Origin of the sequence: Blastochloris sulfoviridis, assembly GCF_008630065.1 — a bacterium.
GTDB lineage: Bacteria > Pseudomonadota > Alphaproteobacteria > Rhizobiales > Xanthobacteraceae > Blastochloris > Blastochloris sulfoviridis.
In genome coordinates this window covers 26,584-38,277 of the sequence record NZ_VWPL01000013.1, presented here as the reverse complement: position 1 = coordinate 38,277, position 11,694 = coordinate 26,584, and the positions used below count along the sequence as shown (strand labels likewise).

Genomic DNA, 11,694 nt, shown 5'->3' with positions numbered 1-11,694 from the left:
CTTTGCCCCGCCGGGAACGCAACCGCGGCCCGCCAGGGTGCGTCAGGGCGCCGTCAGCCGCGCGAATCTAAAAGGTGGCCATGGTTGATGATGTCAGGCGCGTGATTCTGCTGGCCGGCGCGTGTGGGCTTCTCGGCATCGCCGGCGCCGCCGCCCAGTATGGCGGGCCGCACGGGCACGGCGAGCAGCGCCGCAAGCGCCACCGCCGCCGCGATGACCACGACTGCGCCAGGCGGGCGCTGCAGGAGGGGCGGGCGCGGCCGCTGGCGGAAATCCTGCCGACCGTCGAGTCGGCGCTGGGCGGGGAGGTCATCGAGATCGAGCTGGAACACTGCGACGACCGGATCGTCTATGAGGTCAAGGTGCTGCGGCCGGATGGCCGTCTGGTCGAGGCCAAGGTCGACGCCAGGACCGGCGAGGTCCTCGAGGAAGAGATGTAATGCGCGTGCTGGTGGTCGAGGACGAGCCGCGCATCGCCGATGACATCGCCGCGGCGCTGACGGCGACCGGGGCGGTGGTCGATGTCATCGCCGATGGCGAAGAGGCGTGGTTCAAGGGCGACACCGAGGATTACGCGCTGGTTGTGCTCGATCTCGGCCTGCCCGGGCTCGATGGACTGGCGGTGCTCAAGCGCTGGCGGCGCAATGGCCGCCAGATGCCGGTGCTGGTGCTGTCGGCGCGCGGCACCTGGGCCGAGCGGGTGGAAGGCATCGATGCCGGTGCCGACGACTATCTGCCCAAACCGTTCCGCATGGAGGAGCTGGTGGCCCGCGCCCGCGCGCTCATCCGCCGCTCGGCCGGCATCGGCACGGCGGTGATCGAGGCCGGCCCGCTCGCGGTGGATCCCCGCGAGATGCGGGTCACGGTGCGCGGCCTGCCGGTGACGCTGTCGCCGCTGGAATACCGGCTGGTCGCCTATCTGGCGCTTCACAAGGGGCGGGTGGTGCCGGCCCACGAGCTGATCGGCCATCTCTATGGCGACGATGATGCCCGCGACGCCAACGCCCTGGAAGCCCTAGTGACGCGGCTGCGCCGCAAGCTCGGGGCCGAGCTGATCGAGACCCGCCGCGGCTTCGGCTATCTGGTGGCGGAGCCGCGGCCGTGATTGGCGGCTCGCTGCGGCTGCGGCTGTTCGCAGCCGGGGCGGTGTCGATTCTGCTGGCGCTGGGGCTTGCCGCGCTGGGGCTGACCACCTTGTTCGAGCGCCATGTCGAGCGGCGCATGGCGACCGACCTGACGGTCATTCTCGACCGGCTGGTGGCGGGGCTCGACAGCGACACCACCGGCAAGTTGACGGAGACCGATCCGCCCGACGATCCGCGCTTCGACAAGCCGCTGGCCGGGCTCTACTGGCAGGTGACGGCCGAGTCGGGTGTCGTCGTCGACCGGTCGCGCTCGCTGTGGGATTCGCAATTGGCGCTGCCCGCCGACGAATTGTCGGAAGGCACGCTGCACCGTCACCACATCCCGGGGCCGGGTGGCGGCACCCTGCTGGCGGTGGAGCGCCGGGTGATCCTGTCGCCGCGGCTCGGCGGCGGCGCGGTGCGGGTGGCGGTGGCGCAGGACGTCGCCGACATCAATGCGGCGACACGTGATTTTGCCGGCGACCTGCTGCCGTTTCTCGGTTTGGTGGCGCTGCTGCTGGTGGCCGCCTCGGCGGTGCAGGTGGCGGTCGGCCTGGCGCCGCTCAAGGCGGTGCAGGCCCGGCTGGCGGCGATCCGCGTCGGCACCGCCGAGCGGCTGGGCAGGGCGTTTCCCGACGAGGTTCGCCCGCTCGCCGTCGAGGTCGACGCCCTGCTGGACCAGCGCGAGCGTCAGGTGACGGCGGCGCGGGCGCGCGCCTCGGACCTCGCCCACGGGCTCAAGACGCCGCTGCAGGTGCTGGCCGGCGACATCGACCGGCTGCAGGCCAAGGGCGAGAGCGCCATCGCCGCCGATCTTGCCGCCATCGGCGAGGCGATGCGCCGGCACGTCGAGCGGGAACTGGCGCGGACGCGCCGCACTGCCGGCTCGGTCACCGCCCGCGCCGCGGTGGCGGCGGTGGCCGAGCAGGTCATCGCCGTGGTGCGTCGCACCCCGCGGGGCGAGGTGCTCGAATGGTCGAACGCCGTGCCCGCCGATCTCGCCGTCCGCATCCAGCCCGACGACCTGACCGAGATCCTCGGCAATCTGCTGGAGAACGCCGCCCGCCATGCCGCCGAGCGCATCGAGGTGCGAGCGGCCACGGAGGCGGATTGGGTGGTGGTGTCGGTCATTGATGACGGGCCGGGCATTCCGGAGGTGCAGGTGCCGATCGCGCTCCGGCGCGGCGGCCGGCTCGACCAGACCGGGCCCGGCACCGGGCTCGGCCTCGCCATCGCCGCCGACCTCGCCGAGGCCTGGGACGGAACGCTGACGCTCGGCCCGACCGCGCCGGGCGCCATGACCGCGGTGGTGAGGCTGCCCCGCGCCGGCTGAGACCATTCCCGCCACGCCCGCCCGAGCCCCGGGCGTCCGCAACCCGGTTGCGGCAAATGTTCTGCTGCTGCAAGACAATCGCCCTTGCACAATCGGTGTTGGATACGCTTCCGCCCGTCCGGCTGTGGCGCTAGAAGAAGGCGAGGGGAAAAAAGCATGACCATTGAAGACGCATTCATGCGGGTATTCGGCGACCTGATTCGCCAGGGGCCCGGCACGACTGCGTCCACCCTGCGCGCGCTCAACCTCGTGCGGCCGCTGCTGCCGCCGTCCGGCGAGGTGTTGGACGTCGGCTGCGGCACCGGCGCCTCGACGCGGGTGCTCGCCCGCCATCTCGACCGCGTGATCCGGGCGTCCGACGTGTTCCCGGCCTCGATCGAGATCGCCCGCAAGCGGGCCGAGCTGGTCGGCCTCGGCGACCGCATCGTGTTCGAGGTCGCCTCGCTCGACGATCCCGGCATCGGCCCGGACACCGCCGCGCTGATCTGGTGCGAGGCCGCGGCCTATTCGGTCGGCGTCGGGCGGGCGCTCGACGCCTGGCGCGACCTCCTGATGCCCGGCGGCCTCGCCGTGTTCAGCGAGCTGGTCTGGCTGGGGGACGAGCGGCCGCCGGAAGCCTTCGCGTTCTGGGAGCGCGAATATCCGGGCATGACCGACGCGACGGCGCTGCGCGCCGAGGTCACCGGCCGCGGGTTCGAGCAGGTCGCCGACTTCGTGCTGCCGGTCGAGGACTGGTGGGAGAGCTATTATCTGCCGCTGGCGGCCCGGCTCGACGCCCTGGGCACCGTGATGGACCCGGCGCTGGCCGAGGTCGCAGCCCTCACCCGCCGCGAGATCGCGGTCTTCCGCGACTGTGGCGACACTTACGGCTACATCACCATGGCGGCCCGCAAGCCGGCGCCGTGAGTTCGGCGGGGCAATCGGCGATTGGGCTGCACGGGCCGGGCGGGCAAGACGGGATGCAACCTTGGCGGCATCGCCAAAGCCCCGCGCAAATATCTGAAACTAAACTGGAAAATCCTCGCTTTTGCAGACCTGCGGCGGTAGCGCCGGGCGGCGGAATCGGCTATCCAGTCATGCATTGCAGCATCCGGCGGGTCACCTCGTGATCGCCGGATCCGAATTTCGCCCGAAATCCTTGTTCAAGAACGGGGTTTCCAGCGACCGGACTGCGGATCCGGCTCTTTCGGCCGATTTTCGCATCATCCCAGCACACCGAGGCGATGTTGGCCAACGACCCCGCGACCCCCCAAGGCGGCGATTCCTCCGACGTTCGTCCCGTCTCCATCGCCGAGGAGATGAAGCGCTCCTACCTCGATTACGCCATGAGCGTGATCGTGAGCCGGGCGCTGCCCGACGTGCGCGACGGGCTCAAGCCCGTGCATCGCCGCATTTTGTTCTCGATGAGCGAGAACGGTTACGAGTGGAACAAGCCGTACCGCAAATCGGCCCGCATCGTCGGCGACGTCATCGGTAAGTATCACCCGCACGGCGACCAGGCGGTCTATGACGCGCTGGTGCGCATGGCGCAGCCCTTCTCGATGCGGCTGACGCTGATCGACGGGCAGGGCAATTTCGGCTCGCTCGACGGCGATCCGCCGGCGGCCATGCGCTACACCGAGGTGCGCCTGCAGAAGGTCGCGGGCGCGCTGCTCGACGACCTCGACAAGGACACCGTCGAGTTCCTGCCCAACTACGACAATTCCGAGCGCGAGCCGTCGGTCCTGCCGGCGCGCTTTCCCAACCTGCTCGCCAACGGCGCCGGCGGCATCGCGGTCGGCATGGCCACCAACATCCCGCCGCACAATCTCGGCGAGGTGATCGACGCCTGCATCGCCTACATCGACAATCCGGAGATCGGCATCGACGAACTGGCCGAGCGCATGCCGGGGCCGGATTTCCCCACCGGTGGCCTGATCCTCGGCCGTGGCGGCATCCGCTCCGCCTTCCACACCGGCCGCGGCTCGGTGGTGATGCGCGGCAAGGTGTCGATCGAGACCATCCGCAAGGATCGCGAGGCGATCATCGTCACCGAGGTGCCCTACCAGGTGAACAAGGCGTCGATGGTCGAGAAGATCGCCGAGTTGGTGCGCGAGAAGCGCATCGAGGGCATCTCCGACCTGCGCGACGAGAGTGACCGCCAAGGCGTGCGGGTGGTGGTCGAGCTCAAGCGCGACGCCGTGCCCGACGTGGTGCTGAACCAACTCTACCGCTTCACGCCGCTGCAGACCACCTTCGGCGTCAACATGGTGGCGCTGGCCGGCGGCCGGCCGGCGCTGATGAACCTGAAGGACCTGATCTCGGCCTTCGTCGCCTTCCGCGAGGAGGTGGTCAGCCGCCGGACCAAGTTCCTGCTGCGCAAGGCGCGCGACCGCGCCCACATCCTGGTCGGCCTCGCCATCGCGGTCGCCAATATCGACGAGGTGATCCGGCTGATCCGCACCTCGCCCGACGCCGCGACGGCCCGCGAAGCCCTGATGGCGCGCGACTGGCCGGCACGCGACGTGGAGCCGCTGCTGCTGCTGATCGACGACCCGCGCCACCGCATCGCCGAGGACGGCACCATTCGCCTGTCGGAAGAGCAGGCGCGGGCGATCCTCGACCTGCGCCTGCAGCGCCTCACCGCGCTGGGCCGCGAGGAGATCGCCCAGGAGCTCGACAAGCTCGCCCTCGAGATTGCCGACTACCTCGACATCCTGCGCTCGCGCGCCCGCATCATGGCCATCGTCGAGTCCGAGCTGGTCGAGCTGCAACGCGAGTTCGCCACCCCGCGCAAGACAGAGATCGTCGAAGCCGACGCTGACATGGAGGATGAGGATCTCATCCAGCGCGAGGACATGGTGGTGACCGTGTCGCACGCCGGCTACGTCAAGCGCGTGCCGCTGTCGACCTACCGCTCGCAGCGCCGCGGCGGCAAGGGCCGCTCGGGGATGCAGACGCGGGAGGAGGATTTCGTCACTCGCCTGTTCGTCGCCTCCACCCACGCGCCGGTGTTGTTCTTCTCCTCGCGCGGCATGGTCTACAAGCTGAAGGTCTGGCGCCTGCCCTTGGCGCCGCCGCAGGGGCGCGGCAAGGCGCTGGTCAACATCCTGCCCTTGGAGCAGGGCGAGCGCATCACCTCGATCATGCCGCTGCCGGAGGATGAGTCGACCTGGGCGAACTATCAGATCATGTTCGCCACCACCGCCGGCGGCGTGCGCAAGAACGAGCTATCCGACTTCGTCCAGGTCAACCGCAACGGCAAGATCGCGATGAAGCTCACCGAGGAGGGCGAGGCGATCGCCGGTGTGGCGCTGTGCACCGAGGCCGACGACGTGCTGCTCACAGCGGCGAACGGCCAGTGCATCCGCTTCCCCGTCGGCGACGTGCGGCTGTTCAAGGGCCGCGAATCGACCGGCGTGCGCGGCATCCGGCTGGAGGGCGACCGCGTCATCTCCATGGCCATCCTGCGCCACGCCGAGGCGACCCCGGCCGAGCGTGCCGCCTATCTGAAGCAGGCGTCCGCCATGCGCCGCGCTGCCGGCGACGACGTGCCGGACGAACCGGTGGCTGTGGAGGAGGGCGAGGAGGCGGCCGGCAACGGCCAGCTCGCGCCCGAGCGCTATATCGAGATGGGTGCCCAGGAGCAGTTCATCCTCACCGTCTCGGAGAATGGCTACGGCAAGCGGTCGTCTTCGTTCGAGTACCGCATCGCCGGCCGCGGCGGCAAAGGCATCGCCGCCATGGCGGTGAACGACCGCAACGGGCCGCTGGTGGCCTCGTTCCCGGTGGAGGATGCCGACCAGATCATGCTGGTCACCAATGGCGGCCAGCTCATCCGCTGCCCGGTCGACGGCATCCGCATCGCCGGCCGCTCGACCCAAGGCGTGATCATCTTCAACACCGCCGAGGGCGAGCGGGTGGTCTCGGTCGAGCGGGTGAGCGAGGAGGCCGCCGGCGAGGCCAATGGCGACTCGACCGCCGAGGGCGAGGACGACGGCGGGGAAGGGTGAGCCGCGATGACCTTTGAAACCTGGCTGCTGTTCGTTCTGGCCACCGCGGCGCTGATCGCCACCCCCGGGCCGAACGTCGCGCTGGTGGTTGGCACCACGCTGCGCCACGGCCGCACCGCGGGCCTTCTCGCCGTGGCCGGGGTCAATGCCGGGGTCGTGCTGCAGCTCTGCACGGTTGCCGCCGGCCTCACCTGGATCGTCGAGGTGTTCTCGGCCCATTTCGACCTGATCCGCTACCTCGGCGCCGGCTACCTTATCTTTCTTGCCGTGCAGCAATGGCGCGCCAAGCCGGTCTCGCCCGGCGTCGCCGCCCCGGCGCTGGCACCCGAGCGGGCGTTCGCGCGCGGCTTCCTCATCGCCTTCGCCAATCCCAAGACGCTGGTGTTCTTCGCCGCCTTCCTGCCGCTGTTCATCGACCCCAATGCCGGGGATTCGACCGCGCTGTGGATCCTGGCCGCCACCTTCGCGGTGATCGCGGCCGGCGGCGACACGCTGTTCGTCCTGGCGGCGGCGCGCCTCGGCCACGCGGTCTCCGGCCGCTACGCCCGCATCGCCGACAAGGCCAGCGCCGCCATCCTGCTCGGCGGCGCCGCGGTGCTGCTGGCGGCGGGGCGGCGGTAGTCTCCCAGCGCCAAGCCCTCGGTCTCGGGGTGTATTTCCACTTTCACCGATTGTGGGCTAAAGGTGCCGCCCGATGATGCGCACCGCCTTCTACCCCGGCTCCTTCGACCCGGTGACCAACGGCCATGTGGACGTGATCCACAATGCCTGCCGGATGGTCGACCGTTTCGTGATCGGCATCGGTATCCACCCCGGCAAGGCCCCGCTGTTCTCGGCCGAGGACCGGGCGTCGATGCTGATGGAGATCTGCGGACCCTATGCAACCCAGGTCAGCAGCCGGCTGGAGGTTGTCACCTTCGACGACCTCGCGGTCTCGGCGGCGCGCCGGGTCGGCGCCGGCCTCTTGATCCGCGGCCTGCGCGACGGGTCCGACCTCGACTACGAGATGCAGCTTGCCGGCATGAACGCCACCCTGGCGCCCGAGGTGCAGACGGTGTTCCTGCCGGCCTCGCCGATCGTGCGCCCCATCACCGCCACGCTGGTGCGGCAGATCGCTGCCATGGGTGGCGACGTGTCCGCCTTCGTGCCCGGACCGGTGCAGGACCGGCTGGCCGCCAAGTTCCCGCCCCGCAGGGGCTGAAAAGTTCCCGCCCCGCAGGGGCTGATCGACTCCAAAGGAGGCTTCATGTTCCGCGCTCTCGTGACCGCGCTTGCGCTTGCCTTCGCAGCGCCCGCGCTCGCCCAGACGACGCTGCCGCCCGATCCTGCGAACACCGTGGTGCTGGAGACGACCAAGGGCCGCGTCGTCATCCGCCTGCGCGACGACGTCGCCCCCAAGCACGCCGAGCGCATCAAGCTCCTGGCCCGCGAAGGCTATTATAACGGCGTGCCGTTCCACCGCGTCATCCCCGGCTTCATGGCCCAGACCGGCGACGGCGAGCGCGGCGACGGCACCGGCGGCTCGAAGTATCCGGACCTGCGCCAGGAATTCTCCAAGGTGCCCTATACCCGCGGCGTCGTCGGCATGGCCCGCGCATCGAACCCGAATTCGGCGAACTCGCAGTTCTTCATCATGTTTGCCGACAAGTCGCACCTCAACAACCAGTACACCGTGGTCGGCTACGTCACCGAGGGCATGGATGTGGTCGACAACATCGAGCGCGGCGAGCCGCCCCGCAATCCCGACAAGATCGTGAAGATGACGGTCCAGGCCGATTCCAAGTAAGGCTGCGCGGATGCGCCGCGCCGGATCCTGCGCCGCCGGCATCGGCGCGGTCTTCGCCTCGTCCGTCGCCCTGGCGGCGGCGGGGGGAGGGCTGCGCCCGCCGGACGACGCGGCCGGAGCCGGCGCCGAAATCCGGCCGGTGGCGAGCCTGAACCTGCTGGTGCGCGTCGAGCGGGACAATCCGCAGCCGCAGCGCCCGCAGGGGCCGCTCGATGCCTTGGGCGATCTCGCGCGGGCGCTGCACGGCTGTTGGAGCCCGCCGCCGCTCGACCGGATCGCCAATCCGCCCGACGTCATCTTCGATATCAGCTACCGGCGCGACGGCTCGCTGTTCGGCCGGCCGCGGGTCATCCAGTTCTCCCGCGGCGTGACCGATGCCGAGCGCGGAATCCTTTACGAGGCGGTCGCCCGCGCGCTCGACCTGTGTTCATCCCTGCCGTTCACCGACGGGCTCGGCGGCGCCGTCGCCGGACGGACCTTCAGGGTCGTCCTCCAAGACCGCCGCAACCAGAGGCAAGCGCTCCGATGAGTGATCCCGAAAACACCCTGATTCTCGAAACCACCAAGGGCCGCGTCACCATCGCGCTGCGTCCCGACCTCGCCCCCAACCATGTCGAGCGGCTGAAGACCCTGGCGCGCCAAGGCTTCTATGACGGCATCGTGTTCCACCGGGTGATCGACGGCTTCATGGCCCAGACCGGATGCCCGCGCGGCACCGGCACCGGCGGCTCGGACCTGCCCAACCTCAAGGCCGAGTTCTCGGCCGAGAAGCACGTGCGCGGCACCTGCTCGATGGCGCGCTCCGGAAACCCCGATTCGGCCAATTCGCAGTTCTTCATCTGCTTCGCCGAGGCGCCCTGGCTCGACCGCCAGTACTCGGTCTGGGGCCAGGTCACCGAGGGCATGGACGTGGTCGACCAGATCAAGCGCGGCGAGCCGGTGCGCGATCCCGACAAGATCGTCTCGATGAAGGTGGCGGCCGACGCGGCCTGATCCTGCGGTGCGCCTCTCCGACTTCGACTACGACCTGCCGGAGGGGCGCATCGCCTTGCGCCCGGCCGAGCCGCGCGATTCGGCGCGGCTCCTCGTCGTGCGGCCGGGCGCGGGCCTTGAGGACCGCGCGGTGCGCGACCTGCCGGACCTGCTTCAGCCCGGCGACGCGCTGGTGTTCAACGACACGCGCGTGATTCTGGCCGAGCTGGTCGGGTTGCGGGTACGCGGCGAGGCCGCCGCCACCATCCACTTCAACCTGCACAAGCGTGTCGCGGAGGATCGCTGGCTCGCCTTCGCCCGCCCGGCCAAGCGGCTTCAGGCCGGCGACCGGGTGCGGTTCGGCGCGGCATCCGAGGGTATCGCCTGCGAGCTGGCGGCGTTCGACGCCGAGGTGGCGGCCAAGAGCGCGGGCGGCGAGGTCGAGCTGCGCTTCGCCTTTTCCGGGGTGGCGCTCGACGAGGCGATCGCCCGCCACGGCCACGTGCCGCTGCCGCCCTACATCGCCGCACGGCGCGCCGACGACGCCCGCGACCGCACCGACTACCAGACGGTATTCGCCCGCCACGACGGTTCGGTGGCGGCGCCGACCGCCGGCCTGCACTTCACGCCCGATTTGCTGGCGCGGCTTGCGGCGAGGGGCATCTCGCAGCATTTCGTCACGCTGCACGTCGGCGCCGGCACCTTCCTGCCGGTCAAGACCTACGATGTGCGCGCGCACCGCATGCACGCCGAGTGGGGCGAGGTCTCGGCCGCCACCGTAGCCGCACTGGACGAGGTGAGGGAACGTGGCGGCCGCATCGTCGCCGTCGGCACCACCTCGGCGCGCCTGCTGGAAACCGCGGCGAAAGACGGCACCCTCCGCGCCTTTTCGGGCGAGACCGACATCTTCATCACGCCGGGCTATGCGTTTCGCGCCGTTGACGTGCTGATGAGCAACTTCCATCTGCCGAAGTCGACGCTGTTCATGCTGGTCTCGGCGTTCTGCGGCCTTGAGACCATGCGAGCCGCCTATGCCCACGCCATTGAGGCCGGCTATCGCTTCTATTCCTACGGCGACGCCAGCCTGCTGTTTCCGGATCGAGCCTGATCCAAATCCGAGCCTGAGACATGACCGCATTTTCCTTCCGCGTCCGTGCCACGGACGGCACCGCGCGCCTCGGTGAAATCTCAACGCCGCGTGGACATATCCGCACGCCGGCCTTCATGCCGGTCGGCACCCAGGCGACCGTCAAGGCGATGTATCCGGAACAGGTGAGGGCGCTCGGCGCCGACATCATCCTCGGCAACACCTATCATTTGATGCTGCGGCCGGGGGCGGAGCGGGTGGCGAGGCTCGGCGGCCTGCACGCCTTCATGGACTGGCCGCACCCCATCCTCACCGATTCCGGCGGCTTCCAGGTGATGTCGCTGGCCTCCTTGCGCAAGCTCGACGAGGACGGCGTGACCTTCCGCTCGCACCTCGACGGGTCCGAGCACCGGCTGACGCCGGAGCGCTCGATCGAGATCCAGGGCCTGCTCGGCGCCGACATCCAGATGCAGCTCGACGAATGCCTGAAGCTGCCGGCCGCCCGCGAGGACATCGCCCGCGCCATGGAGCTGTCGCTGCGCTGGGCCGAGCGCTCGCGCCGGGCCTTCGAGGGCCAGCCCGAGGGCCGCGCGATCTTCGGCATCGTCCAGGGCGGCGACCAGCCGGATTTGCGAATCGACAGCGCCAAGGCGCTGGCCGGCATGGACTTCCACGGCCTCGCGGTCGGCGGCCTCGCGGTCGGCGAGCCGCAGGAGGTGATGCTGGCGATGATCGAGACGGTGGAGCCGCATCTGCCGGCCACCAAGCCGCGCTATCTGATGGGTGTCGGCACCCCGGACGACATTCTGGAGGCGGCGTCGCGCGGCATCGACATGTTCGATTGCGTGATGCCGACCCGCGCCGGCCGCCACGCCACCGCCTTCACCCGCTTCGGCAAGATCAACCTGCGCAACGCTCGCCACGCCGAGGACACCCGTCCCCTCGACCCCGACAGCCCGTCCGAGCCGCTGCGCCGCTGGAGCCGGGCGTATCTGCATCACCTCGTGCGGGCCGAGGAGATGCTGGCCGGCATGATCCTGACCGCGGTCAACATCGCCTATTACCAGGAACTGATGGCGGGCATCCGGGCCGCCATCGCCGAGGGGCGGCTCGCGGCGTTCCGCGATGAGGTCAAGGCGGGGTGGGCGGCGGGCGATTTGCCGGCGCTGTGACGGCAGCCGAGCCGGCGGACCATCATCCAGGGCCGGCTTGCCGGGGACCGGGGAAGGCGTCTTTAATGGCAACGACCATTCCCCAGGCCGGCGCGGCGCGCCTAAAGTCCGGTTTCCGGGTGATCAAGCCTTTGAAGCGAATGCCGATCGTCGAAAAACCGTCTTCCAGACAAGGATATTCGACGAGGCTGTTTCCTGAGATCACAAGGGGATCTGCCGGAAACTGTA

The 11,694-nt window shown here is 69.8% G+C and carries 12 protein-coding genes; all 12 read left to right on the top strand.

Going from position 1 to position 11,694, the window contains the following annotated elements:
* Nucleotides 1-80: 80 nt before the first annotated feature.
* Nucleotides 81-440, top strand: coding sequence for a PepSY domain-containing protein (locus tag F1193_RS09170; protein WP_150097382.1), 360 nt, complete (start codon nt 81-83; stop codon nt 438-440).
* Nucleotides 440-1,105, top strand: a complete 666-nt coding sequence (locus F1193_RS09165; RefSeq protein WP_150097381.1) for a response regulator transcription factor — start codon at nt 440-442, stop codon at nt 1,103-1,105. The genes F1193_RS09170 and F1193_RS09165 overlap by 1 nt, the downstream gene beginning before the upstream one ends.
* A complete protein-coding gene (locus F1193_RS09160) occupies nt 1,102-2,457 on the top strand; it encodes a sensor histidine kinase (RefSeq protein WP_150097380.1) in 1,356 nt (451 codons plus the stop codon). The genes F1193_RS09165 and F1193_RS09160 overlap by 4 nt, the downstream gene beginning before the upstream one ends.
* A gap of 156 nt (nt 2,458-2,613) precedes the next feature.
* A complete protein-coding gene (locus F1193_RS09155; protein WP_150097379.1) occupies nt 2,614-3,363 on the top strand; it encodes a class I SAM-dependent methyltransferase in 750 nt (249 codons plus the stop codon).
* A 392-nt stretch (nt 3,364-3,755) separates the two neighbouring features.
* A complete protein-coding gene (gyrA, locus tag F1193_RS09150) occupies nt 3,756-6,449 on the top strand; it encodes a DNA gyrase subunit A (RefSeq protein WP_246164255.1) in 2,694 nt (897 codons plus the stop codon).
* A 6-nt stretch (nt 6,450-6,455) separates the two neighbouring features.
* A complete protein-coding gene (locus F1193_RS09145; RefSeq protein ID WP_150097377.1) occupies nt 6,456-7,070 on the top strand; it encodes a LysE family translocator in 615 nt (204 codons plus the stop codon).
* 73 nt (nt 7,071-7,143) lie between these two features.
* A complete protein-coding gene (gene coaD, locus F1193_RS09140) occupies nt 7,144-7,650 on the top strand; it encodes a pantetheine-phosphate adenylyltransferase (protein ID WP_150097376.1) in 507 nt (168 codons plus the stop codon).
* 45 nt (nt 7,651-7,695) lie between these two features.
* Nucleotides 7,696-8,235 carry a peptidylprolyl isomerase gene (locus F1193_RS09135; RefSeq protein ID WP_150097375.1) on the top strand — a complete coding sequence of 180 codons (540 nt, stop codon included), beginning with the start codon at nt 7,696-7,698 and terminating at the stop codon, nt 8,233-8,235.
* A 10-nt stretch (nt 8,236-8,245) separates the two neighbouring features.
* Nucleotides 8,246-8,764 carry a hypothetical protein gene (locus F1193_RS09130; protein WP_150097374.1) on the top strand — a complete coding sequence of 173 codons (519 nt, stop codon included), beginning with the start codon at nt 8,246-8,248 and terminating at the stop codon, nt 8,762-8,764.
* Nucleotides 8,761-9,228: a peptidylprolyl isomerase gene (locus F1193_RS09125; RefSeq protein ID WP_150097373.1), complete on the top strand. Its 468-nt coding sequence runs from the start codon at nt 8,761-8,763 to the stop codon at nt 9,226-9,228. Before F1193_RS09130 ends, F1193_RS09125 begins: the two co-directional genes overlap by 4 nt.
* A 7-nt stretch (nt 9,229-9,235) precedes the next feature.
* Nucleotides 9,236-10,315: a tRNA preQ1(34) S-adenosylmethionine ribosyltransferase-isomerase QueA gene (queA, locus tag F1193_RS09120; protein WP_150097372.1), complete on the top strand. Its 1,080-nt coding sequence runs from the start codon at nt 9,236-9,238 to the stop codon at nt 10,313-10,315.
* Nucleotides 10,316-10,335: 20 nt separating this feature from the next.
* A complete protein-coding gene (gene tgt / locus F1193_RS09115) occupies nt 10,336-11,466 on the top strand; it encodes a tRNA guanosine(34) transglycosylase Tgt (protein WP_150097371.1) in 1,131 nt (376 codons plus the stop codon).
* Nucleotides 11,467-11,694 lie beyond the last annotated feature (228 nt).